Origin of the sequence: Alteripontixanthobacter maritimus (genome assembly GCF_003340475.1) — a bacterium.
Classification (GTDB): domain Bacteria; phylum Pseudomonadota; class Alphaproteobacteria; order Sphingomonadales; family Sphingomonadaceae; genus Alteripontixanthobacter; species Alteripontixanthobacter maritimus.
On record NZ_QBKA01000002.1, the window covers coordinates 2,410,778 to 2,434,717 of the forward strand.

General features: G+C 63.2%; 26 protein-coding genes. 18 read left to right on the plus strand and 8 right to left on the minus strand.

From position 1 onward, the window contains the following. Positions 1-174: 174 nt before the first annotated feature. Complete coding sequence (gene ggt, locus HME9302_RS11895) at positions 175-1,935, minus strand: gamma-glutamyltransferase (protein ID WP_115367188.1); 1,761 nt, start codon at positions 1,933-1,935, stop codon at positions 175-177. A gap of 9 nt (positions 1,936-1,944) precedes the next feature. Then, positions 1,945-2,982: a quinone-dependent dihydroorotate dehydrogenase gene (locus HME9302_RS11900; protein ID WP_115367189.1), complete on the minus strand. Its 1,038-nt coding sequence runs from the start codon at positions 2,980-2,982 to the stop codon at positions 1,945-1,947. A 366-nt stretch (positions 2,983-3,348) separates the two neighbouring features. On the opposite strand from HME9302_RS11900, the gene HME9302_RS11905 reads away from it, so the two are divergent. The 10 genes from HME9302_RS11905 to HME9302_RS11950 all read left to right on the plus strand — a co-directional run bounded on the left by HME9302_RS11905 (position 3,349) and on the right by HME9302_RS11950 (position 11,831). Further along, the gene (locus tag HME9302_RS11905; protein WP_115367190.1) at positions 3,349-5,184 is read left to right on the plus strand and encodes a DUF885 domain-containing protein; all 1,836 of its coding nucleotides are present in this window, start codon (positions 3,349-3,351) and stop codon (positions 5,182-5,184) included. 158 nt (positions 5,185-5,342) lie between these two features. Then, the gene (locus HME9302_RS11910) at positions 5,343-5,786 is read left to right on the plus strand and encodes an SUF system Fe-S cluster assembly regulator (RefSeq protein WP_115367191.1); all 444 of its coding nucleotides are present in this window, start codon (positions 5,343-5,345) and stop codon (positions 5,784-5,786) included. Then, positions 5,783-7,279, plus strand: a complete 1,497-nt coding sequence (gene sufB, locus HME9302_RS11915; RefSeq protein ID WP_115367192.1) for a Fe-S cluster assembly protein SufB — start codon at positions 5,783-5,785, stop codon at positions 7,277-7,279. The genes HME9302_RS11910 and sufB overlap by 4 nt, the downstream gene beginning before the upstream one ends. Next, complete coding sequence (locus HME9302_RS13340; protein WP_181815763.1) at positions 7,276-7,716, plus strand: endonuclease domain-containing protein; 441 nt, start codon at positions 7,276-7,278, stop codon at positions 7,714-7,716. Before sufB ends, HME9302_RS13340 begins: the two co-directional genes overlap by 4 nt. A gap of 45 nt (positions 7,717-7,761) precedes the next feature. Next, on the plus strand, positions 7,762-8,514 hold the full coding sequence (sufC, locus tag HME9302_RS11925) for a Fe-S cluster assembly ATPase SufC (protein WP_115367193.1): 753 nt from the start codon (positions 7,762-7,764) through the stop codon (positions 8,512-8,514). After that, complete coding sequence (locus HME9302_RS11930; protein WP_115367194.1) at positions 8,514-9,296, plus strand: SufD family Fe-S cluster assembly protein; 783 nt, start codon at positions 8,514-8,516, stop codon at positions 9,294-9,296. Before sufC ends, HME9302_RS11930 begins: the two co-directional genes overlap by 1 nt. A gap of 2 nt (positions 9,297-9,298) precedes the next feature. Then, on the plus strand, positions 9,299-10,537 hold the full coding sequence (locus HME9302_RS11935; protein WP_115367195.1) for a cysteine desulfurase: 1,239 nt from the start codon (positions 9,299-9,301) through the stop codon (positions 10,535-10,537). An 8-nt stretch (positions 10,538-10,545) separates the two neighbouring features. Then, entirely contained in the window at positions 10,546-11,085 is a 540-nt protein-coding gene (locus tag HME9302_RS11940; RefSeq protein WP_115367196.1) for an SUF system Fe-S cluster assembly protein, read from the plus strand. Next, positions 11,085-11,447: a HesB/IscA family protein gene (locus HME9302_RS11945; RefSeq protein ID WP_115367197.1), complete on the plus strand. Its 363-nt coding sequence runs from the start codon at positions 11,085-11,087 to the stop codon at positions 11,445-11,447. The genes HME9302_RS11940 and HME9302_RS11945 overlap by 1 nt, the downstream gene beginning before the upstream one ends. Positions 11,448-11,528: 81 nt before the next feature. Continuing rightward, positions 11,529-11,831: a hypothetical protein gene (locus tag HME9302_RS11950; protein WP_115367198.1), complete on the plus strand. Its 303-nt coding sequence runs from the start codon at positions 11,529-11,531 to the stop codon at positions 11,829-11,831. 24 nt (positions 11,832-11,855) lie between these two features. Here HME9302_RS11950 and HME9302_RS11955 read toward each other — a convergent pair whose 3' ends face one another. Both HME9302_RS11955 and HME9302_RS11960 read right to left on the minus strand, forming a co-directional pair. Next, positions 11,856-12,311 (minus strand): hypothetical protein, encoded by a 456-nt coding sequence (locus tag HME9302_RS11955; RefSeq protein ID WP_115367199.1) that lies wholly within the window; start codon positions 12,309-12,311, stop codon positions 11,856-11,858. Then, the gene (locus HME9302_RS11960; protein ID WP_115367200.1) at positions 12,308-13,021 is read right to left on the minus strand and encodes an EI24 domain-containing protein; all 714 of its coding nucleotides are present in this window, start codon (positions 13,019-13,021) and stop codon (positions 12,308-12,310) included. Before HME9302_RS11960 ends, HME9302_RS11955 begins: the two co-directional genes overlap by 4 nt. 152 nt (positions 13,022-13,173) lie before the next feature. Here HME9302_RS11960 and HME9302_RS11965 point away from each other — a divergent pair, with 152 nt between their 5' ends. Continuing rightward, positions 13,174-14,184 (plus strand): adenosine kinase, encoded by a 1,011-nt coding sequence (locus HME9302_RS11965; protein ID WP_115367201.1) that lies wholly within the window; start codon positions 13,174-13,176, stop codon positions 14,182-14,184. 552 nt (positions 14,185-14,736) lie between these two features. Then, positions 14,737-15,675 (plus strand): fatty acid desaturase, encoded by a 939-nt coding sequence (locus HME9302_RS11970; protein ID WP_230079996.1) that lies wholly within the window; start codon positions 14,737-14,739, stop codon positions 15,673-15,675. Here HME9302_RS11970 and purD read toward each other — a convergent pair. Continuing rightward, positions 15,656-16,996: a phosphoribosylamine--glycine ligase gene (purD, locus tag HME9302_RS11975; protein WP_115367203.1), complete on the minus strand. Its 1,341-nt coding sequence runs from the start codon at positions 16,994-16,996 to the stop codon at positions 15,656-15,658. The two genes, HME9302_RS11970 and purD, sit on opposite strands and share 20 nt — an antisense overlap. On the opposite strand from purD, the gene xseA reads away from it, so the two are divergent. The 4 genes from xseA to HME9302_RS11995 are packed head-to-tail and all read left to right on the plus strand — an operon-like array spanning position 16,995 to position 20,777. Continuing rightward, positions 16,995-18,503, plus strand: coding sequence for an exodeoxyribonuclease VII large subunit (xseA, locus tag HME9302_RS11980; RefSeq protein WP_115367204.1), 1,509 nt, complete (start codon positions 16,995-16,997; stop codon positions 18,501-18,503). The genes purD and xseA overlap by 2 nt on opposite strands. Positions 18,504-18,521: 18 nt before the next feature. Further along, complete coding sequence (locus HME9302_RS11985) at positions 18,522-18,725, plus strand: DUF2093 domain-containing protein (RefSeq protein ID WP_115367205.1); 204 nt, start codon at positions 18,522-18,524, stop codon at positions 18,723-18,725. Beyond that, positions 18,725-19,696: a M23 family metallopeptidase gene (locus tag HME9302_RS11990; RefSeq protein ID WP_115367206.1), complete on the plus strand. Its 972-nt coding sequence runs from the start codon at positions 18,725-18,727 to the stop codon at positions 19,694-19,696. The genes HME9302_RS11985 and HME9302_RS11990 overlap by 1 nt, the downstream gene beginning before the upstream one ends. A 34-nt stretch (positions 19,697-19,730) precedes the next feature. After that, a complete protein-coding gene (locus tag HME9302_RS11995) occupies positions 19,731-20,777 on the plus strand; it encodes an esterase-like activity of phytase family protein (RefSeq protein ID WP_181815764.1) in 1,047 nt (348 codons plus the stop codon). 104 nt (positions 20,778-20,881) lie between these two features. Here the strand turns inward: HME9302_RS11995 and rpmB are convergent, their stop codons facing one another. Further along, positions 20,882-21,190: a 50S ribosomal protein L28 gene (rpmB, locus tag HME9302_RS12000; RefSeq protein ID WP_115367737.1), complete on the minus strand. Its 309-nt coding sequence runs from the start codon at positions 21,188-21,190 to the stop codon at positions 20,882-20,884. A gap of 163 nt (positions 21,191-21,353) precedes the next feature. Between rpmB and HME9302_RS12005 the strand changes: the two genes are divergently transcribed. Together HME9302_RS12005 and tadA are read left to right on the plus strand one after the other, a co-directional pair. Beyond that, a complete protein-coding gene (locus HME9302_RS12005) occupies positions 21,354-21,599 on the plus strand; it encodes a hypothetical protein (RefSeq protein ID WP_115367208.1) in 246 nt (81 codons plus the stop codon). A 77-nt stretch (positions 21,600-21,676) separates the two neighbouring features. Further along, positions 21,677-22,105 (plus strand): tRNA adenosine(34) deaminase TadA, encoded by a 429-nt coding sequence (tadA, locus tag HME9302_RS12010; RefSeq protein ID WP_115367209.1) that lies wholly within the window; start codon positions 21,677-21,679, stop codon positions 22,103-22,105. An 18-nt stretch (positions 22,106-22,123) separates the two neighbouring features. Here tadA and HME9302_RS12015 read toward each other — a convergent pair whose 3' ends face one another. Together HME9302_RS12015 and nadC are read right to left on the minus strand one after the other, a co-directional pair. Continuing rightward, positions 22,124-22,840 (minus strand): ribonuclease T2 family protein, encoded by a 717-nt coding sequence (locus HME9302_RS12015; protein WP_115367738.1) that lies wholly within the window; start codon positions 22,838-22,840, stop codon positions 22,124-22,126. A 5-nt stretch (positions 22,841-22,845) separates the two neighbouring features. Beyond that, on the minus strand, positions 22,846-23,709 hold the full coding sequence (gene nadC, locus HME9302_RS12020; RefSeq protein ID WP_115367210.1) for a carboxylating nicotinate-nucleotide diphosphorylase: 864 nt from the start codon (positions 23,707-23,709) through the stop codon (positions 22,846-22,848). Between the last annotated feature and the right edge of the window lie 231 nt (positions 23,710-23,940).

The window sequence follows — 23,940 nt, forward strand, 5'->3', positions numbered from 1 at the left end:
GCGGTTTCGGTGGACTGGTGCCCCGGCACTTTGAACCGCGAGCACGACCGAGCGCATCCGAGCGAATGGTTATTCTACGGCGGACCGCCGGTTGCAAATGAAACGTCTTTCCAGCCGGTGTCAATCATGCGCCCGGTTTCAACCAGGCACGGGCGGCCTCGGTAATGTCGTGGCTCAGCGAGAAACCGTCGCGCCTTCGCTCCGCGGATCAGCCGCGCCGATGCAGCCTTTTGCTTCGCATATTATGGCGTTCGCCTTCAGCGGCAGGGCGCGTGCAGTAACCGTATGCCCCAAAGCTTCCAGCGCGGAGGTTAGAGCTACTAGCGATGTGCCTTCTTCCACCACTATGGTGTCTCCGGGTGAATACAGCATCGGGAAAGCCAGCGTTTCGGAGGCTGGAAGGCCGAAGTCGATCGCTGCGATAATAGCCTTGGCGGTTTGCACCGGAATGGTCCCGCCGCCCGCCGCGCCAACCGCCATGAGCAGGCTGCCATCGGGGCCATAGACCAGCGTTGGTGCCATCGAACTGCGCGGACGTTTGCCGCCTTCCACCCGGTTGGCGACCGGTCGGCCGTCCTGCTCTGCAACGAAGCTGAAATCGGTAAGTTCGTTATTGAGATAGAACCCGCCGAAGGTCAGCCCTGAACCGAACGGTCCCTCGATCGTGGATGTGTAGCTGACTGCATTTCCATCGGGGTCGCGGGTAACGAAATGCGACGTACCATATTCCGGCGGCTCGTCGCCATCGGGCGGAGCCATTGCGAGGCCGGGGGCGACGCCAGCGGCAACCTCGCTCATCCGGCTGTCCGGCGAGATGAGCGCGCTGCGGCTGGCGAGGTAGTTTGCGTCGGTCAGCCAGCCGACCGGGACCGCCACGAAATCGTCATCCGCCAGATAACGTTCGCGGTCTGCGTATGCGAGGCGCTGGCTTTCCGCGAACAGGTGCCAGAAAGTCGCGCTGTTCGCGCCGATGGAAGCGAGGTCGAAGCGTTCCAGCTGCTTCAGGATCGCGTAAACGGTGGTCGCGCCCGACGATGGCGGACCCATGCCGCAAACCCGGTACGCGCGATATTGGCCGCACACTGGCGCGCGTGGGGTGGCGGCGTATTGCGCAAGGTCGGCAGCCGTCATGCGCTCCGCTCGCGGAGTTGCCCTGGCTGCCACGTCCGCCAGATCGGCGGCGCTGGTTCCTTCGTAAAATGCCGCCGCGCCGCCTGTGGCAATAGCGCGCAAGGTTTCTGCAAGCTGCGGATTACGAACCTTTGTCCCCACTGGCAGGGGGTCGCCCACAGGAGTGAAGAACCGACTGCGCCCGAATGCACTGGCCGCCGCGCGATCCTTGAACCGGCCAAGATACTCATGGAAGCGTGGGGTAACCTCGAAACCGCCCTCGGCCAGCGCGATGGCGGGCGCAAACAGGTCCGCCCAGGCAAGCTTGCCGAAACGTCGATGCGCATTAGCAGCCAGCGCGACATTACCCGGCACCCCCACGCTCAGCCCGGTCAGCACGGCGTCCCTATATTGCAGCGGTGTTCCGTCCGGACCGGTGAACCAGGCAGGTGTAGCCGCAGCCGGAGCCTTTTCGCGCCCGTCTATTGTGATGACGTCTCCTGCGGCATTGCCGCGCACATAGAACCCTCCACCGCCGATACCGCTGCTTTGCGGCTCGACCACCGTAAGCGCCAGCATCGTGGCGATGGCGGCGTCGGTGGCGCTGCCGCCCTGCCGCAGGATCTTGGCACCCGCCCCTGCTGCGCGCGGATCGGCAGCGCTGACCAGAGCCTCCGACGGATCGGCAGCGGCTTGCTCGCGCGTCTGGACGGATGTCGCGAGGACCGAAGGTGTATCCACGGCGGTATCGGGCTGCACCGCAGGGATGGTGGCACATGCGCCCAGCAGGGGCAGCGCGGCGAGAGCGAGGTAAAGTGCTTTCATATCGTTCGGCTACTCGCTCCCGACTGCAGCTTCAATGGAGGTAAGACCCGATTGTTGCAGGCGCTGTTCCAGCCGGCGCGTGATAGCGCGTGCGACGCCGGGTCCTTCATAGACCATCGCGCTGTATAGCTGGACCAGGCTGGCACCGGCGCAAATACGCTCCCACGCGTCGTCCGCACTGGCGATCCCGCCGACCCCGATCAGCGGCATGGCCCCGCCCGTCGCGCTGCGGAAATCGCGGATGCGCTGCAACGCCATTGCCCTTAGCGGCGCGCCCGAAAGCCCGCCCAGCTCACCGGCATGGCGGGAGCGCAATTCGGGCCGGGTAATCGTGGTGTTGGATACGATCAATGCGCCCAGCTTGCGGTCCATGGAAAGCCGGGCGATGGCTTCGATATCGGCGGTCTGCAGATCCGGCGCGACCTTAAGGAAAATCGGCGGGGGCTGGGGCAGGGCGGCCTCGTCCCGTGCGGCGATCGTGGCATCCAGCAGGTCGGCCAGCGCGCTTTCGTCCTGCAGGGCGCGCAATCCCGGCGTGTTGGGGCTGGAGATGTTGACGGCCAGATAATCCGCCACCGGCGCCATCATCTTTGCCAGCACGGCGTAATCCTCGATCCGGTCCAAACTATCCTTGTTGGCACCGATATTGACGCCAAGCGTGCCGCGCCGTTTGCGTGCCGTCAGCCGGGCAAGGGCGGTTTGCGCCCCGCTATTGTTGAACCCCATCCGGTTGATGACCGCGTGGTCTTGCTCCAGCCGGAACAGACGCGGTTTGGGGTTGCCTGCCTGAGGGCGCGGCGTGATCGACCCGACTTCGGCAAAACCAAACCCCATGCCCATGACCGCATCCGGCACTTCGGCATCCTTGTCGAACCCGGCCGCAAGGCCCACCGGATTGGCAAACCGCAGCCCGGCCACCGTCACGGCCAGTGGTCCGCTAGACGCCGGCGCGCCATGCGGGGCGGCCCTGAGCGCCGCAATAGTCAGCCGGTGCGCGCGTTCCGGATCGAGCATGAAGATGGCGGGGCGGGCAATTTTGAACAGCATCGCGCGTGCCTATGCCGCGCCTATCCGGGCGAGTCGAGCGGAGCATGGCGCATCAAGGGGCCAAACGCCCGGTTAAGCACAACGTCCGAGTTCGACCGGATTCACCTGGGCCGGTGCATCGATACAATACACAGCGGCCCTACCCGACCAGAGCCACTCCTGCGACCTTGGAGAGCGGTCGATGTCCCGAAGCATTCCGGAGCATCGGCCGCTCCGTTTTATCCGCGACGCATTGGCGTCAAAGGTATACCAGACAACGAAATTGCGGGTGCGTTTCAAGCACGGCGTTGCAATCTTCCCCATTCCGGCATTGATAATCTTTCATAGCCCCCGCATGATTGCGGCTCACTCCGGGAGAGAATATCGATGTTAATGCGCGCCCTGCTTTCCGTTACCGCCCTGACCGCCGTTTCGGCCTGCGCCACCGTACCGGCACCAGCGCCAGCACCCGCCGCACCAATGCAGGCAACTACCCCATCCGTAGTCGCGGCGACCGCCGACGTTGAAAATTCCGCCGAACTGGCCGCTTTGTTCGAGCAATACGATGCCGACAGCCTTGCCGCGTCGCCTGCCAGCAAGGCTTATCGCGGCATTCGTGACGAGGATTACGGCAAGTGGGACGACCAGTCCGACGCGGCCGATATCCGCGATTTCCAGATGACCCAGGATTATGCCCGCCGCATCAAGGCCGAGTACGATCCCGCCCAGCTTTCGCCGCAGGATGCGTTGTCCGTGCGCCTGTTCGAAGCGATGGCGCAGCGTAGCGCATCGCTGCACCCTTATCGCAAGAACGGTTATATTTACGACCAGATGCGCGGTGCGCAAAGCCAAGGGCCCGCCTTCCTCATCAACATCCACAGCGTGTCGAACGCGAAAGAGGCGCGCGACTACATCAGCCGGATCGGCGCAATGTCGCAGGCGCTCGACACTTTGACGATGCAGTCGGCGGAACGCGCCGCGAACGGCGTCATGCCGCCAAAATGGGTGTATCCATACGTCATTTCGGACGTCGAGAACCTGCTTGGGGCAGGCAATGAAAACGCGGTGCTCAAGGACTTTTACGGCAAGGTCGATGCGCTGAAGCTTACACCGCGCCAGTCGAGCGAGCTGCAAAACCAGGCGACGCAGGCGTGGAACACGCAGGCCGTCCCCGCCTATCAGCGCCTGCTTGCCGAAATGAAGCGGCAGGAAACCATCGCGCCGACCGATGACGGTGTGTGGCGGCTTCCCGACGGAGCGAATTATTACGACGCGCTACTCGCGAACTACACCACCACCAGTCTGAGCGCCGACGAGATTCACGCCATCGGCCTGCGCGAAGTGGAGCGGATCCATGGTGAAATGCGCGAGATCATGCAGCAGGTGGGCTTCGACGGTAGCTTGCAGGAATTTTTCGAATACACCCGCACCGGCGAGGAGTTCTTTTACGACACGCGCGCCGAATATCTTGCCGACGCCGAGGCCGTGCTCGCCAAGATGAACGCTAAGCTCCCGGAATATTTCGCCACTTTGCCGACCGATCCGCTGGTAATCAAACCGGTCGAGGCGTTTCGCGAGAAAAGCGCGGGCAAGGCGTTTTACCAGCGTCCTGCACCTGATGGTTCACGCCCCGGCACCTATTACGTGAACCTCTACAACCTCAAGGACATGAGCAAGAACGAGCTGGAAGCGCTGGCCTATCACGAAGGCGCGCCGGGGCATCACTTGCAGCTGTCGATCCAGACCGGCCTGGGCGATGTGCCGCCGTTCCGCCGTTTTGGCGGAGTGACTGCCTATTCGGAAGGCTGGGGCCTGTATTCGGAAGAACTGGGCAAGGACATGGGGTTCTATACCGATCCCTATTCCGATTTCGGACGGTTAGGGATGGAATTGTGGCGCGCGGCGCGGCTGGTCGTCGATACCGGCATTCATCACAAACGCTGGAGCCGCGAGAAAGCGATTGGCTACCTGACCGAAAACACGCCCAATCCCGATGGCGATATCCGCAAGGCGATCGAACGCTATATCGTCTATCCCGGCCAGGCGACCGCTTACATGATCGGCAAGCTGAAGATCATGGAACTGCGCGACCGAGCCAGCACGCAGCTGGGCGACGATTTCGATATCCGCGCTTTCCACGATGTGATCCTGAAAAGCGGGCCGGTACCGCTCGCCATCATGGAGGAAAACGTGGACGCCTGGATCGCCAGCGAGATGGGATAGGGTAAAACGGACCCCCGGGTTCGCCAGACCAGCCGCCTGATGATTGTAGGCCACGACAGAACGCGCAAACGCTAACGACTCGCAACAAGCGGATTGGCGTTGAAAGGGCGGGGCGACAGCCTTATTTGTAATCGGACGGATTTGTTCCGATTACAGCTATGCGATTGTCCAACCTTGCCGATTACGCCGTCGTTACGATGGGCGCCGCGGCCCGCCATTGCGGGGGCAGCCGGGTTTCGTCTGCCGAACTGGCGCGCGAAACCGGCCTGCCGGTGCCGACCGTACAGAAACTGGTGAGCAAGCTGACGGCTGCCGGCCTGCTGCGTTCCACACGCGGCACCGGCGGTGGTTTGCAATTGGCGCGGCCGGCAGCCGCCATTAGTGTGGCGGATATCGTGGAAGCGGTGGAGGGTCCGATCGCGCTTACCGCTTGTGTGGAACATGGCGCGCATGACTGCGCTCTGGAAGATAGCTGCGCGATCCGTCCCCACTGGCCCGTCGTCAATGCGGCGCTGCGCGGCGCGCTCGACGACATCAAGCTGACGCGGCTGGCAAGCCCTGCCACCCCGGCAATCCCGAATTCCGTGAAAGAAATCGCATGACCGACCAGACCGCCATCAAAGACACTCCGGTCCAGGACCAGGATGCGCATGATGCTGCTGCAAAAGCGGCGGAATACGAACATGGCTGGTCCTCCGACATCGAACAGGAATTCGCGCCCAAGGGCCTCAATGAGGATACGGTGCGGTTCATCTCAGCCAAGAAGGACGAGCCGCAGTGGATGCTTGACTGGCGGCTGAAGGCGTTTCGCCTGTGGCAGGATATGGAAGAACCGGACTGGGCCAAGGTCGGCTATCCCAAGATCGATTATCAAAACGCGTATTACTACGCCGAACCCAAGGCCAAGCCAAAGCTGGGCAGCCTTGACGAGGTCGATCCCGAAATTCTGCGCGTTTACGAAAAGCTGGGCATCCCCATCGCCGAACAGGAAGTGCTGGCCGGAGTGGAAGGCGCGCGCAAGGTCGCTGTGGATGCGGTGTTCGACAGCGTGTCGGTCGCTACTACTTTCCGCGCCGAACTGGAAAAGGCCGGCGTAATTTTTCGCAGCATATCGGAAGCGATCCGCGAATATCCCGAGCTTGTGAAAAAGTGGCTCGGCAAAGTCGTGCCGCAGCGCGACAATTACTTCGCCACGTTGAACTGCGCTGTCTTTTCCGACGGCACTTTCGTCTACATCCCGGAAGGCGTGCGCTGCCCGATGGAGCTTTCCACCTACTTCCGCATCAATGCGGAAAATACTGGCCAGTTCGAACGCACGCTGATCGTCGCCGAAAAAGGCAGCTATGTCAGCTACCTCGAAGGTTGCACCGCGCCGATGCGCGACGAGAACCAGCTGCACGCCGCCGTGGTCGAACTGGTGGCGATGGACGATGCGGAGATCAAATACTCCACCGTGCAGAACTGGTATCCAGGCGATGCGGACGGCAAGGGTGGGATCTACAATTTCGTAACCAAGCGCGCTCTGTGCCAGGGTGACCGCAGCAAGGTCAGCTGGACGCAGGTGGAAACCGGCAGCGCGGTCACCTGGAAATATCCGTCCTGCGTGCTCAACGGTGAAGACAGCGTGGGTGAGTTCTACTCCGTCGCGGTGACCAATAACCACCAGCAGGCCGATACCGGCACCAAAATGATCCACAACGGCAAGGGCAGCCGCTCCACCATCATTTCCAAGGGTATCAGCGCGGGCAAGTCCAACAACACCTATCGCGGCCTCGTCCGTGTGGGCGCGAACGCGGACAATGTCCGCAATTTCACCCAATGCGACAGCCTGCTGCTGGGCGGCGAATGCGGCGCGCACACCGTGCCCTATATCGAGGTGAAGAACCCCACCGCGCAGATCGAGCACGAGGCCACCACCAGCAAGATCAGCGACGACCAGATGTTCTACGCCCAACAGCGCGGACTTGGCGAGGAAGAGGCCGTAGCCCTGATCGTCAACGGCTTCGCCAAGGATGTCATGCGGCAGCTGCCGATGGAATTCGCCGTCGAAGCGCAGAAGCTGCTGGCGATCTCGCTCGAAGGGAGCGTGGGGTGACTGACCGCAAAACCCTCTCTCTCGATGCTGGTACCGCTCCCAATGCGGACCCTACCGCCGCGTGGAAGATTTCCGACAAGCGGGCGGAGCAATTGAAGGAGCGCGCGCGGTATAACCGGCGGCATCCTTCGACGGCGCACAAGGCTTTGTGGGCCGAGCTCGATAATAAGGGCGTCGGCAATTTCGCTTTCAGTCGCGAGGTTGTGATGGGCAGCGCAATTGTGGATTTCGCCTGCAAGACGCGCTGGCTGGTGGTCGAAATCAACGGCGAGACCGAGGCCGACACCACCATCGCCGCTTTGTCCGACCGCAAGCTGACCGATGTCGGCGTGCGCGTGATGCGGTATGACGAGGCGGATGTACTGGACGACATGGACCGCGTGAAATCCGAAATTCTGGCCGAGCTGGAAAAGCCGTTCGAGAAGCCGCGTCGCTAAGTGCGACCTGCGCTCCCGTTACAAACCGATCGAGATAAAACACTCATGCTGAAAATCGAAAACCTTCACGCTACCGTTGGCGGCACAGAAATACTCAAAGGGCTGACGCTGGAAGTCGGGGCGGGGGAAATCCATGCGATCATGGGTCCCAACGGGGCGGGTAAATCCACCCTGTCCTACGTGCTGGGCGGTCGGCCCGGCTATGAAGTGACCGGCGGGACTGCAACGCTGAATGGAGAGGATTTGCTGGCGCTCGACTCGCATGAACGCGCGGCTGCGGGGCTTTTTCTCGGGTTCCAGTATCCGGTCGAAATTCCCGGCGTGTCCAATGTGCAGTTCCTGCGTGAGGCTTTGAACGCGCAACGCGCGGCGCGCGGGGAAGAGCCGCTATCGGGCGGTGAATTCCTAAAACTTGCGCGCGAAAAAGCTGCGTTGCTCAAGCTCGACATGGACATGCTCAAGCGCAACGTGAATGTCGGCTTTTCGGGCGGCGAGAAGAAGCGCGCCGAGATGGTGCAGATGGGTATTCTCGACCCAGCTTTTGCGATCCTGGACGAAACCGATAGCGGGTTGGATATCGACGCCCTGCGCACGGTGGGCGACGGCATCAACGCGATCATGCGAAAGCCTGACAAGGGCGTGCTGCTGATCACCCATTACCAGCGCCTGCTCGATTACGTGAAGCCGGATTATGTGCATGTTCTCGCCGGTGGGCGCATCGTGACTACCGGCGGCCCGGACCTCGCAGTCCGGCTCGAGAACGAGGGGTATGAAACCGTGATGGAAGAGGCGGCCTGATGGCAACCCAGCCCTCCCCCGATCAGTCGGGCGCGCCCTTTCCTACGCGGCGCGACGAAGCATGGCGCTATTCCGATATGGATGCGCTGGCCACGCTGGACGTCGGCCGCTTCGACGACTGGCGCGATATCGATGTTGCGGCGGGTGAAAGCTTCACCGAATGCCTGGTGCTGGACGGGGAAGGGGCTGCGGAATTGCGCCGTTTCCGTATCCATATTGGCGATGGCGGCACCTGCGCGATGTTCGCCGTCAATGCGGCGGCGCAGCTGGGCCGGATCGAAATGGTGGTGCAGCTGGGCGACGGCGCGCATTTTGAGTTTGGCGGCGTAACTCTGGGCGGCGGCGATACGACACGCGAATTTGTGACGCGGGTCGCGCATGAGAAACCCAACGCGACGTCCAATCAGGTGGTTCGGGCGGTGCATTGGGATAAGGGCACCGGAAATTTCCTCGGTCGGATCGACGTGGTGCGTGACGCGCAGAAAACTGATGCTGCGCAAAGCTTCAAGGGCCTGCTGATGAACAAGGGGGCAAGCGCGAACGCGGTGCCTCAGCTGGAAATCTATGCCGACGATGTGAAATGCGCGCATGGCGCCGCGGTGGGGCAACTCGACGAAATGGCGCGCTATTACATGGCTGCGCGCGGTATTACGCCCGAAACCGCCAAGAAGCTGCTGGTACGCGCTTTCCTCGCCGATGCCTTTGTCGCGCTGGATGACGAAGCGGAGCGTGACCGGATGCTGGAAACAGCGTTGACCGCGCTGGAGGAGGCAAAGCTGTGAACATGCAAGCCAACATCGCACCACCGCGCGTGGATGCGGACTGGACCGATTTCCCCGGCCTCTACACGCCCGAGGGCGAGCGCTGGCACTATCTCGACACGGCAGCTACGGCGCAGAAGCCGCAGACCGTCATCGACGCGATGAGTCGCGCGCTGGGCATGGATTACGCAACCGTCCATCGCGGCGTCTATTCCCGCAGCGCACAGATGACTCTCGGCTTCGAAGCGGCGCGCAAGCGCGTGGCGGATTTCATCGGCGGGAAGGAAGACGAGGTCGTGTTCGTGCGCGGTGCGACCGAGGGCATAAACCTGGTCGCGCAAAGCTGGGGCGGCGCAAATATCGGTGCGGGCGACCGCATCATGCTCAGCCAGCTGGAACACCATTCCAACATCGTGCCGTGGCAATTGCTGGCCAAGCGTGTGGGTGCCGAGATCGACGTCTGCCCTATCACAGAAGACGGCGAGATCGATCTGGACGCACTGGAAGCGATGCTCACCCCGCACCACAAGATCGTGGCACTGGCGCATGTTTCTAACGTGCTGGGCAGCGTGTTGTCCGCCAAGCGCGCGGCGGCGGCGGCCCATGCGGTGGGCGCGAAGCTGCTGCTGGATGGCTGCCAGAGCGCGCCGCGCATGCGCCTCGCGATGGACGAGCTGGGCTGCGACTTCTTCGTTATGTCGGGACACAAGCTGTACGGGCCGACCGGAATCGGCGTGTTGTGGGCGCGCGAGGATATCCTTGCCGAAATGCCGCCATGGCAGGGCGGCGGTGCGATGATCGACCAGGTTGCGTTCGAAAAGACCACTTACGCTCCTGCGCCGCAAAGGTTTGAAGCAGGCACGCCAATGATTACCGAGGCCATCGCACTCCATGCGGCGCTCGATTACCTGGAGGCCGCTGCCGGTGAGGCAGGCATGGCGGGGCTGTACGCGCATGAAAACTCGTTGGTCCGCCAAACACGCGAAGAGCTGTCGCGTATCAATTCCATACGTTTGCTCGGCCCCGAATCCAGTGCCGGGATCGTCAGTTTTGTGATGGAGGGGGTGCATCCGCACGACCTCGGCACCATATTGGACGAGGAAAACGTTGCCATCCGCGCCGGACACCATTGTGCGCAGCCCTTGATGGAGCATTTGGGTATACCCGCGACTGCTCGTGCCAGCTTCGGCATCTATTCGGATGACAGCGACATTGTCGCGCTGATGCGCGGTATCGAACGCACGCAGAAGATTTTCGGCTAGGAAGAACCATGATCGACACGACGACCAGCCCCGAAAAGAAACGCGACTTCATCGCCGCGCCCGCGCCGAACGAGCAGGTTGTGAACAAACCGGCAAACGCACGGGGCAAGCCACCGCGCGCGCGGGTTGCCGATGCGGTCGATGCCGAACCTGAAACCGCGCCCGAAAAGCTGGAGCGCAAGCGCGATTACCTCGAAGGGTTTCTCGCCAAGAAGCCTGAGGAGCTTGGCACGGGCGGCGCAGGCGGTGCCTTGCAGGAAGCGGTGATCGCTGCGTTGAAGGAAATTTACGATCCGGAAATTCCGGTGAACATCTACGACCTGGGCCTGATTTACGGGGTCGATGTCGATGATGAGGCGGATGTGACGGTTTCGATGACCCTGACCACGCCCAATTGTCCCGTCGCCGAATCGATGCCTGCCGAGGTGGAGTTGCGCGCCGGCAGTGTGCCCGGCGTGCGCGATGCGGAAGTCGTGCTGGTATGGGATCCGCCGTGGGACCCGCAAAAGATGAGCGACGAAGCGCGCCTTGAACTGGGGATGTTGTAATGTCCGACACGCAGACAAAAACCCGCAAACTGCCCGCCGCGGTTACTTTGACCGCCGCCGCCGAACAGCGCGTGGCCGACCTGATGGCTAAGGCACCTGCGGAAGCGATCGGGGTAAAGCTGTCGACCCCGCGCCGTGGGTGTTCCGGCCTCGCCTATTCGGTCGATTACGTGACCGAGGAACACGGCTTCGACGAAAAGATCGAAACACCAGGCGGCGTGTTTTACATCGATAGTGCCAGCGTGCTCTATCTCGTCGGCAGTGTCATGGATTGGGTGGAAGACGATTTTACCGCCGGCTTCACGTTCGAGAACCCCAACGCGAAGGGTGCCTGCGGTTGTGGTGAAAGCTTTATGGTGTGACGAACGGGCGTCTGGTTAATTTCGCGTAAACGATTGAATGGATTAGGGGAAACCCGTTCGCGTCTCATCCATTGTACCACCATGTCGCGTAAATTTATCGCTCTCGTAATCGCTCCGCTGCTTGTCTTTTCTCCCGGCAAGGCTGCGGCTGCTACCCTCAATGATCAGCCGCGTGAGCCAGGGGCGCAAAAGCGCAAAGCGAAACCCGGTGTCGGAATTAAGAAACGTCCGAAGGGTAGAGCCTTCGCTGCGGTCAGGTCGGTTGCGAGGGTCATGAAAGGCGTGAAGGTCCAGTTCCGCGACAATCGCGCGCATGCGAAATCCGATGTCAAATTCCAACGCCGCCGCAACGGTGTCGGCACGCGCCTGTTCGAATTCCAGTAAAGCGGGCGATCTCGTAAATTCACGCTACCGGCGCTTCAGCGCCTCGGCACAGCTGGTCCGGTCGACGTCCAGCCCATCGCTAGAGCGCCGTGCATCGACGAAGGTCGCGGTCGGGGTCGCGCCGGATGTGACAGGGTAGAGGTAGATATCGAGCACGCAGGCTTGGCCTGCGAATTGCAGTTTCCTGACGTCACCTTCACGCACATCCAGCCGCGCCGGTCCGAACAGGCCGACCAGTCCGATCGCCGTCTGTCCGATCACCCCTTCGAGGCCTGGGACGTTCATCACCTTCGGCGCCCGAAAGCCGAACGTCGGTGGAGCGACAGGCTGGGTGCGGGGCACGGCAACGGCTCGTTGATTGACGGGCGGTATGCCAGCCGCATCGGTGCCTCTCGGCCCTGCCGGGCTTGTCGAGGCGCAGGCTGCCAACAGGGGGATGGCGCACAGGGCAATGCCGCGTTTGACTTGAATTATAATCATCTGGATCCGCTCGCGCGATGGACAAGGTGGGTGGCGGTTGCTGCACCGATAATCGGTGCCAGCAAATTGGCAAAGGGTATTGCGAACAGCGCCGCAGTCGCCCCGCCCACGGCAAAACGCTGCGATCGGGTAAGCGGGTCGGGAGGTCCATCCGTGCCTGCCGGCTCGCCGTCAATACCGCGTTGAGGACGATGCCGCAGCCAGACCATATCCTGCAGCTCGCGGCCCAGCAGAACGGCGTTGACGATCCCGAACAGCACCACCGTGCCGAAGCCCGTTACCAGCAACACCGCCGCAAACGGCAGGGCGGCCAGATTGACCAGCAAGGCACGCCCGGTCGATCGCAGTCCCTGCGCCAAGTCCTGCAGGAAAGGCAGGTCGCGCGCGGCAGCGGCTGCCTGCGGGTAATGCCGCGCCTCCACCGCACGCACGACCTCGCCAGCGAACATCTGCAGGACGGCAATCGCAACCAGCCGGAACAGCAGCCAGCCACCAATTATCAGCCCCAGCAAGGAGATCAGCGCGCTAGCCTCCTCGCCCAGTTCCCAGCCGCTCTGCCGCAGTCCCGCCGCCACCGTCCAATACAGCAACGCACCCAGCAACCCGAACACCGCCAGCGTCACGGCGAGCGATTTTGCGAGCACACGCAGGATTGCCGGATCGGTCAATTGGCCGACAGCTTTGGCAAGGGCGGAAGAAAGGCCGGGCATCGCCGCCGGTCATCCGGGGGCAGGCGCCTCATGTCAATCGCCGGTATGCCGCCGAACCGGCCATAATGCCGTCGGCTGCCCCCTTGGCGCGATGGGCACAAGCGGCTAGGCGCGCGGCACCCGATTATCATGATCAGCAGGATACGTACCGCATGACCGCTTCCCAGCCCGCCGACACCCGTTTCGACGTAATTGCCATCGGCAATGCCATCGTGGATGTGGTCGCACCGTGCGACGATGCGCTGATCGAAAAGCTTGGCATGGCGCGCGGCGGAATGAGCCTGATCGATACGGATCAGGCCCGCGATCTGTATGCGGCGATGGGTCCGGGACGTGAAATGTCGGGTGGATCGGCTGCCAATACGCTTGCTGGGTGTGCCGAGCTCGGCTTGAAAAGCGCGTTCATCGGGCAGGTTGCGGACGATCAGCTGGGCGAGGTTTTTGCGCACGATATCCGCGCCGCCGGAACCAGCTTCACCACGCCGGCGCGCGCGGGCGATCCGCCGACCGCAAGGTGCCTGATCTTCGTCACCCCCGATGGGGAGCGCACGATGAACACGTTCCTGGGCGCGAGCCAGTTCCTGCCGGCCAAGGCGCTGGACGAAGATGCCATTCGCGCGTCCAGCGTGCTGTATCTGGAAGGATATCTGTGGGACCCCGAAGAGCCCCGCGCCGCGATGCTGCAGGCGATCGACGTGGCGCGCGAAGCCGGGCGGAAAGTGGCCTTCACCGCATCCGATACCTTTGTGATCGACCGTCATGGCGACGACTTTCGTGCCCTGCTTGATGATGGCAAGATCGACATCCTGTTCTGCAACGAGGCCGAGCTGGCTGCGCTGACCGGCGAAGACGACTTCGATACCGGCCTTGCAAAGCTGGCTCCGCAAGTCCCCGTGCTGGTCGCCACACGGAGCGAGAAGGGCGCGGTTGCCATCGCCGACGGGGTGCGCGCCGAAGTGGACGCGCAGCCCGTGGCAAAGGTCGTCGACACGACCGGCGCGGGCGATCTGTTCGCTGCCGGGTTCCTGGCCGGGCATATCGAAGGCCGCAGTCTCGACCAAAGCCTCACCATGGGCGCCATCGCCGCTGCTGAAATCATCAGCCACTATGGCGCGCGGGCGGAAGCCGATTTGAGAGCGCTGGTAAAGGCCAAACTGGGGTAAAACCATGCGTAGCTCGCTCGCTGGATCGAGGGCGACACAAGCGACACGGACTAAAACCGTGTCACCTACCGCAACAAACTGGAAACACTCCAGATTCTGCGAATAATCGCACGTTACGCCAAACGCCGGAAAACAAATATTCGTGAATACCCACGACAGATTATTTCCTACGCGGGGCGAACGTCGGGGGTGGGTCTTGCGCATAATGAGGGGTCATAGAATGGCGAAAGGCTGTAGGAAAACGCGCGCCGACCGCACGATTGCCGATGGATGGGAGACGGGCATTGTCCTACATGGCTGATTAATACCTGCCCCCCTAGTATTGCACCAAATCAGCCTTCCTCCTGCCGCGTAGTCCTGCATCTGGTTTTTCCTGCCATTGGAGGGTGGGTCTCGCAGGCGCGCACTTGTTGAAATTGAGAACTGGGTATTTTGAAAAACAGTCATTCGCCTTACCAAGGGGGTCTGCCGCGCGCAGGCACGATGTCGCTGGATCCGCGCAAGCTCACGGCCGATCTCAGGGAATTCGCAACCCCCCGCACGGGGCGAAGTATGTGGGAACTCGGCAATACGCTGGTCCCCTTTTTCGGTGTGATCATCGCCATGATGTTTGCGATCGATGCCGGCTATTATGTCGCGCTCGCACTGGCACCTGTCGCAGGGCTGCTGCTGCTCAGGCTGTTTATCATCCAGCATGATTGTGGTCATGGCTCATTCCTTCGTTCCCGGTCCGCCAATGACTGGATCGGACGAGCGCTGGGGACGCTCACCTTCACGCCTTATGATTGCTGGAAGCGTTTGCATGCGCTGCACCATGCGACGACGGGAAATCTGGATGCTCGGGGCTTTGGCGACATCGATACCTGGACCGTGGGAGAGTTTCTTTCCCGGGGTTTCTTCATGCGCCTGTTCTATCGCGCATATCGCCATCCGATCGTCCTGTTCGGCGTCGGTCCCGCCTATCTGTTTCTCTTGCGTCACCGGTTGCCGTTCGGCCTGATGAAGGACGGATCGAAATACTGGGTAAGCGCGATTGCCACAAATCTGGCGACCGCCGTGTTACTGGCCATCCCCTTGTATTTCTTCGGAATTGCCACGACCCTTTGGGCGATAATGCCGCCGCTGCTGGTTGCTGCGTCTGCCGGCGTCTGGCTGTTCTATATCCAGCACCAGTTCGAAGAAGCGCACTGGGACAAGGCGTCCGACTGGTCGTTCCATGAGGCGGCCCTGTTCGGAAGTTCCCACCTCGATCTGCCGCAACCGTTGCGGTGGTTCACCGGGAATATCGGGGTGCATAATGTGCACCATCTGGCCAGCCGGATTCCGTTCTATCGCCTGACCGAGGTGTTCAACGCGTTTCCCGAGATCCGCAATCTCAATCGCTTCACGGCCCTCCAAACCTTCAAGGCGACTGTGCTGGGGCTGTGGGACGAGGAACAGCGTACGCTGGTCACGTTTCGCGAGGCGCGGTCTAGACGCGCCGCGAACTGACCTCCCGCGTTACCTCCCGGCCGCCGATGTCGGTGCGGTAGAAGCCGGTCGGAAAATCGATTGACTGCACCTCGGCATACGCTGCCGATTGCGCTTCGGTCGCGGTCGCGCCTGTCGCGGTGACGTTCAGCACCCGTCCGCCGCTGGCTCGCAATGCCGCGCCGTCCATCGTGGTCCCCGCGTGGAACACCTTCGCGCCGGTTTCCGCCGCACCATCAGCGAACGGGCCCAGCACGATTGCGCCGCCTTTTTCCGGCGTTCCGGGGTAGCCCTTTGCGGCCATCACCACTGTCAGTGCGAAATCCTCTGCGAAGCGCGCTTCGCCGAATTCCGCCAGCATTCCGTTGGCGCAGGCCAGCATCGCTTCGCCCAGATCGCTTTCCAGCCGCATCATCAGCACCTGGCATTCGGGATCGCCGAAACGACAATTATATTCGATGAGCTGCGGGCCGTCCGCCGTTAGCATAAGCCCGGCATAGAGCACGCCGGAATAGGGCGTACCCTCGGCGCGCAATGCGTCCACGGTCGGCTGGACGATGCGCTGCATGACTTCCGCTTGCAATGCGCCGGTCAGGACCGGGGCGGGGCTGTAGGCGCCCATACCGCCAGTGTTGGGGCCGGTGTCGCCATCGCCCACGCGCTTGTGATCCTGCGCCGTGCCGAAGGGAATGACGGTGGTGCCGTCGGTCAGCGCGAAGAAGCTGGCTTCCTCGCCCGCCATGAACGCCTCGATCACGACGCGCGCGCCCGCACTGCCGAACTGGCCGCCCAGCATGTCGGCAAGCGCGGCATCCGCCTCGGCGCGGGTTTCGGCGATGACCACGCCCTTGCCCGCCGCCAGACCGTCCGCTTTCAGCACATAAGGCGCGGCACCCATTTCATCGAGCGCAGCCTTGCCATCCGCCACGGTTTCCACTTCGCGATAGGCGGCGGTGGGGATACCCGCGCGTTCGCATAGTTGCTTGGTAAAGGCCTTGCTGCCTTCCAGCTGCGCGGCGGCTTTGGACGGGCCGAACACCGCCACTCCGGACTTCCGCAAATCATCGGCGAGGCCGGCCACCAGCGGCTGCTCCGGCCCGACCACCACCAGCCCGATCACATGGTCTTCGCAAAAGGCCAGCACGGCGGAGTGGTCGGCAGCGTCCAGCGTCACCAGCTGCGCATGGTCGGCAATACCGGGGTTGCCCGGCGCGGCGTAGAGCGTATCGTCGGATTTGCCGGGAGCGTGCGACAACAGGCTCGACGACAGCAGACTGGATTGCGCCAGCTTCCACGCCAGCGCATGTTCGCGCCCGCCCGAACCGATCAGAAGGATATTCATGCCAGGCGCACCCTATTCCGAAGATGAAAACGCCTCGCTGGTAGCGAAGGGGCGTAGCGGCGACAACGCGGAAGCGGTCAGCGTGTCGGAAATATCCACGCGGCTGAAACGCACGGTGGAGGACCAGTTCGGCTTCGTCCGGTTGCGCGGCGAGCTGTCCGGCGTGAAACGCGCCGCTTCCGGCCATCTCTATTGCAGCCTCAAGGATGACAAGGCGGTGATCGACGGGGTGATGTGGCGCGGCGCGGCGCAGCGGCTGGCCTTTGTGCCCGAAGATGGTCTGGAAGTGATCGCCAGCGGCAAGCTCACCACCTATCCCGGCCGCAGCAAATACCAGATCGTGATGGAATCGGTGGAACTGGCGGGGGAAGGCGCGCTGCTGGCGCTGCTGGAGAAAACCCGCGCCCGGTTGGCGGCGGAGGGGTTGTTCGACAAGGGTCGCAAGCAGCCTTTGCCGTTTCTGCCGCAGGTCATCGGCGTGGTGACATCGCCCACCGGCGCGGTGATCCGCGACATATTGCACCGGCTGGCCGACCGCTTCCCCAGCCATGTGCTTGTCTGGCCGGTGCTGGTCCAGGGGCAGGGCGCAGCAGAGCAGGTAGCCCAGGCGGTACGCGGGTTCGACGCCATCGCACCCGGCGGCGAAGTGCCTCGGCCCGACTTGGTGATTGTGGCGCGCGGCGGCGGTTCGATCGAGGATCTGTGGGGCTTCAACGAGGAAGCGGTGGTGCGCGCCATCGCCGATTGTTCGATCCCCGTCATCAGCGCGGTCGGACATGAAACCGACACCACGCTGGCAGATTTCGCCGCCGACCGGCGCGCGCCCACGCCGACTGCGGCGGCAGAGATCGCGGTGCCGGTGCGGGCGGAACTCTCCGCAACCTTGGCCGATTATGCCGCCCGCCAGCAGCGAAGCGCGCTGCGCCCGGTTGCAATGGGCCGCGAGCGGCTGGAGCAGCGCATCCAGCGAATGCCGCGGATAGAGGCGGTGTTGCAGCCGCAATCCCAACGGCTCGATGATCTTGCCGGGCGGCTGCGGCAGGGCCTCAAGGACCGGGCCGGCAAGGCGCGCGAAGCATTGCAGGCGGACCGCGTGCGATTGTCGCGCGGTGCGCTGCGTTCGCGCGGCGAGCGGGCGGCATTGCGGCTGGCAGGCGCTGGCTTTCGCGCGGCACTGGTGCAAACGCCGCTGGCGGAACGCACCCGGCGGCTGGAAGCGACGGCGCGCCTGATGCTGTCGCTGCACCCCGAACGCCCGCTCGAACGCGGCTATGCGATCGTGCGCAGCGCAAACGGCAAGGCGCTCACCACACAGGCTATGGCAGCGAAGGAAGCGGCGCTGGTCCTGCAATTTCGCGACGGCAATTTGGCCGCCACACCGGAAGGCAAGCCACGCGCCCCCAAACCCAGCGTTCCCACATCTCGGTCCGCAAGGCCCCGCAAACGCCCGCCAAAAAGTGCCGCTGACACACAGGGACGACAAGATGATTTGTTCGGCGGCGGCTGAACGCCTATATAGCCGCCTATGTTGATGAATTCCGGTAAATCCGAAGCGAAACTGCAATACGGCCCCAACGGCTTCCGCGTGATGCGCAGCGGGGCGTTCGTCGCCTGCGCGGTCAGCGGGGCGGCCATTCCGCTGGAGGAATTGCGCTATTGGTGCGTGGAACGGCAGGAGGCCTATGCCACGCCCGAAAACGCCACCCGCCGCCTTCTGGGCGAGGCGTGATGGCGGTGCGGGCGCATAACTTCCTTCCGAAAGCCGCGCTCGGTGCCGCAATCGGCCTGACCTTGGGCAGTTGTAATGGCGCAGGGATCGAAAGAGGCGCTGCGGCTGGCGAAAATACCAGCGTTGCGGTGAATACCACCGCGACCGAGACGGTGCAGCCGGTCAAGGTCGATCTGCCGCCCGCACCGGTTCCCGCACCTGAGCCGGTAGGTCCAACGACATTCCTGTATGATGGCGCACTGACGCAGGGCGGCTGGATTCGCGGGCAGGTTCCGGCCGGCACCACGTCCGCGCGGCTGGGCGATCAGGCTCTGTCATTGTCGGACGACGGACGGTTTTTTGCGGCTTTCGACCGCGATGCCGGGACGGAGGCGGTGCTGACGGCGCAACTGTCCGATGGCCGCATCATTTCCAGCTCCGTCGCCGTCAGTCCGCGTGACTGGAATATCGAGCGGGTAAATGTGGCGCGTCGGGCGGGCGGTGCCAGTGCATCCTTCATGGAACGCCGCCGCCCGGAACTGGCGCAGATCGGCGCAGCGCGGCGGGTGAATGCCGATTCGGATGGCTGGCAACAGGATTTCGTGTGGCCGGTAAAAGGGCGTATCTCGGGACGCTTCGGTTCCCAGCGGATTTATCGCGGTGAGCCGGGAAGCTACCACTCCGGCCTCGACATCGCGACCGGCGAGAGCGGAACCCCGTTCGTGTCCCCAGCGGATGGTGTGGTCACACTTGCCACCACACGGCCGTTCAGCCTGGAAGGATATCTGCTGATCATAGACCATGGCATGGGGCTCAACAGTGCGTTCCTGCACGCGTCCAGGCTTGCCGTGAGCGAAGGCGACACAGTGCGCCAGGGGCAATATATCGGTAATATCGGTTCGACCGGGCGCGCGACCGGTCCGCATCTGCACTGGGGCATCAAGTGGCAGAACACCCGCCTCGATCCCCTCCTGTTCGTCGGTCCGACTTAGCCACCTCGCCATGCGGCGGGTCCGGATGAGCGGGATGAAGCGCTGGTTGCTGGTGGGCATGATTGCCCTCGGCCTTGCGCCCGGGACATTCGTGCGTACCCCCAAACCGCCCAGCAACTTCACTGCCGGGATGGACATGATCGCGCTCGATCTGGAGCGCCGCCGGATCGGAGCCGTGGAAGTTTCCGGCATCTGGCAATTGCGCAGCGAAAACGACCATTTCGGCGGCTATTCCGCGCTGGTCGCACTGGACGATACGACCTTGCTGGCAGGCAGCGATCGGGGGCGCTTCCTGCGCCTGACCGCGCCGGGGCCGGAAGCCGGACGCACAGGCCGGATGCTGGCCATGGGATATTATGCGGGCGGCCCGCAGCAGGACAAGCACACCGTCGATCTGGAATCCCTGACGCGCGATCCGGCAAGCGGGACGATTTGGGGCGGGTACGAGGATAGCAATACGCTGGAACGGCGTGACGCAGCGCTGGGCAGCCGAAAGGCGGTGCGACCTGAAGCGATGCGCGGATGGTCCGCCAATTCCGGCGCCGAATCGCTGGTCAGGCTGGCAGACGGGCGCTTCCTCGCCATTTCAGAAGGCGTGCCCGACGGTGAAACTGGCCATCCGGCACTGCTGTTTGCCGGCGATCCAGTGGCGACCGACGGGGCAGCAGCAGGGGCGCCGATAGAATTCACCTTCACTCCGCCAACCGGATATCGCCCGGTCGATGCCGAGCAGCTGCCCGATGGGCCAGTACTCGTGCTGGTAAGGCGGGTCGATTGGGGCCTGCCACCGCGCTTCGCCACCGCGCTGGTGCTGGCCGATCCGACAGAGATCGAGGCGGGGAAGGCATGGCGTGGGCAGGTTGTCGCGCGATTCGATCCGCCTTTGCCGACCGACAATTTCGAAGGGCTGGCCCTGTCGCCCGAACCGGCGCCCGGCGACCGTCCGATCCTCTGGATGATCTCGGACGACAATGGCGGCGAGTTCCAGCGCACGCTGCTCTACCGGATGGAGTGGCTGAGCATCGAACCACCGGCGCGGCCGCGCATCAATCCGCGCCCGCCCGCCGCGCGAAAGCAATAGCGCCCCAGATCTACGACGCGCACGAAAAAGCGCGCCAGGATCGCTCCCGCGCGCTTTTCGATAAACAGACCGGCCAGACCCGCGATGGGCCGGGCGGAATAAGCTCAGGCGGCTTCTGCTGTCTTGGGCTCGGCTTTGGCAGCTTTCTTCAGATCGCGCTTCACCTTCTGCGCGTTCTTGGACAGCTTCTCGTCCTTGGTCTTGAGCAGCCAGTTATCCAGCCCGCCATTATGCTCGACGGAGCGCAGGCCATGCGTGGACACGCGGAACTTGAAGCCGCGCTCCAGCTTTTCGGACAGCAGCGTCACGTTCTGAAGGTTCGGCAGGAACACGCGCTTGGTGCGGTTCTTGGCGTGGCTTACATTGTTGCCGGTCAGGCGACCCTTGCCGGTCAGTTCGCAAATGCGCGACATCATCAATCTCGTTCAAAAAATGGGTTACCGGCCAAACAGGTGCCGGGTGTCCGGGAAGCGGGGCGCTTAGCTGTGCTGCCGCGAATCGTCAACATGCAACAGGCGCGTTGCAAAGGCAGGCAGACAGCTATAGCACCAAGCCCGCACCCATAGGAGCGCAAATATGAAAAAGACTTTTGCTTTCGCCGTTCTCGGCACCGCCGCATTCATGCTGTCCGCCTGCGATGTGGATCAGACGGAAGAGGGCGACATGCCCGAAGTTGACGTAGAAGGCGGCAACCTGCCCGAATACGACGTTAGCGCACCCGATGTAGACGTCGATACGAACATGGAAATGCCGACGCTCGACGTCGACGTAGAACCCGCCGACGATGCCGAAGGCGAGCCGGTTACCGGCGAGACCGAGTAAGCAGTCAGGCGAACCGGACGGCGAAGGCCGAACAGCCATTGTCGTCCGGTTCCACGCCCTCATTTCCTGCACCGTTCATGCAACGGGCGCTGACCCTCGCGCAGGGTGCGGCGGAGCAGGGGGAGGTGCCGGTCGGGGCCGTGGTGGTCCACCGGAATACCATCGTCGGGGAGGGCGCGAACAGTCCGCGCGCGCGCCATGACCCGACTGCCCATGCCGAAATCATTGCTATGCGAGCCGCTGCCGGAAGGCTCGGCCAGGAACGGCTGACCGATTGCGACCTGTGGGTAACACTGGAGCCATGCCCGATGTGTGCAGGCGCCATTATGCACGCCCGCATCACCCGGCTTTATTTTGCCGCTCCCGATCCCAAGGGCGGGGCCGTGATCCACGGACCGCGTCTGTTCGATCGGCCCGAATGCCTTCACCGGCCCGAAATCTATAGTGGAATGCGGGAGGCGGAAGCGGCAGACCTGCTACGTACTTTCTTCAAGGCGCGGCGCTGATCGCTGCACGGCTTTGCCTTACATACCGCGCCAGATTTTCACCTTGGCGCGATCCGCAGGACCCAGCCGCCGTGCGTCGCAGGGTTCCGGCCGGAAGCGCCTGGAATAGCAGAGCCGCAACTCCTGCAGCCAGCCGCGGCCGTTCAGCTTGATACCGATGGCGCGGGCCGGCCAGCCTTTGTTGGCGGATGCAAACGCGGTCCGGATATCGCCTGCGCTCAGGCCCTCCTGCCGCGACAATCGATCGAGTTCGGGGATGCGCAGGCTGTTCCACAAGATGCGCGTCACCTTGAAATAGGTCCGTGGGCGGCGCGTCATGCAGGACCCGTGCTTGACCCATTGCCGCGCCTGCAGGCGCGCGCCGGGCATCATACACATATTGCGAGCCGCCTCGGCCGGCGAAACCCGGCTGCGGGTCGGGCACCATTGCGGCCACCCACCGCGACCTTGCGGCCACAGCCCGTGCACGATCAGTCCGAAGCGGCCATTTTTGCCCGAACACTGCGCGGCGTGGCGCGCCTGCCCCTCGCGCGATTTGCAGAACTCCGGCGACCAGCTCAATGCCAGCGTGTAGCCGGTGGTGGGCATAGTGCGGCGCGGACCGTCGACCCGTACCGTGGGGACAGAAACGCGCTGCGCCGCGCGGCACTGATGGGCCTGCGCGATCGCTGGCGCCGGGAAGGCCGCGATGACGGCGGTGACGGCAACCGGCAGAAAGGCGCGCGGGCGCGTCATGCAGGTCATGCAGGCGTGAAGTCGAGCCCGATATCGGCGGCGGGCGCGCTCTGAGTCAACCGGCCCACGGATACGTAATCGACGCCCGTCGCGGCCTTCGCGGCGATCGTGTCGAGGGTAATGCCGCCGGACGCCTCGGTCGGCACCCGGCCCGCCACCAGCGCTACGGCTTGGCGCAGGGTATCGGGCTCCATATTGTCGAGCAGCAGCCGGGTCGCGCCAGCCTCCAGCGCGGGTTCGATCTGGTCCAGCCGGTCCACCTCGCAGATGATCGTGTCGACACCCGCCGCGCGCGCCCGCCGTACCGCTTCGCCGACATCGCCCGCCACGAGCACGTGATTGTCCTTGATCATGGCGGCATCCCACAGGCCCATGCGATGATTGCTGCCGCCGCCCATACGCACCGCGTATTTCTCGAGCATGCGCAGGCCGGGAATGGTCTTGCGCGTGTCGAGCAGCGTGCAATCGGGGTTGGCCATCCGGTCGACATACATGCGCACCATGGTGGCGATGCCGGAAAGGTGCTGCACCGTGTTCAATGCGCTGCGTTCCGCCGTCAACATAGCGCGGGCATTGCCCGACAGACGCATCAGGTCGGTTCCGGCAGGCACCTGCGCGCCCTCCTCGGCCAATATGTCGATCTCCATGTCGGGATCGAGCGAGCGGAAGAATGCAGCGGCGATCGGCAATCCGGCCACCGAAATCGGATCGCGGCTGTCCATCACACCTGCGAACATGGCGTCGGCGGGAATGACGCTTTGCGACGTAACATCCCGCCCCCCACCGGAAAGCCCCTCACCCAGATCCTCCGCCAGCGTATCGCGCACAAAGCTGTCGAGGTCGAAACCGGGGAGAGTGAACGTGGTCATGGTGCGTGTTCATGGAGAGTTTTTTGTTCAGCCTCAAGCGATGAGGTTTTTTGTTTTAGCCCTGCGGGCGGAACCCATACAGGTTCCTTGCTACCTCGCATAAGCTCGGGCGGCCGTTCGGCCTTGCGGTCCGCTGGTCGCGGACCGAACTTGTACTGAGTTAGCGGCGTAGCACCCGGTCCCTGGTCACAGCAGTCATAGGCCCAAAGGGCCGCCCGCAGCGAAGCGAGG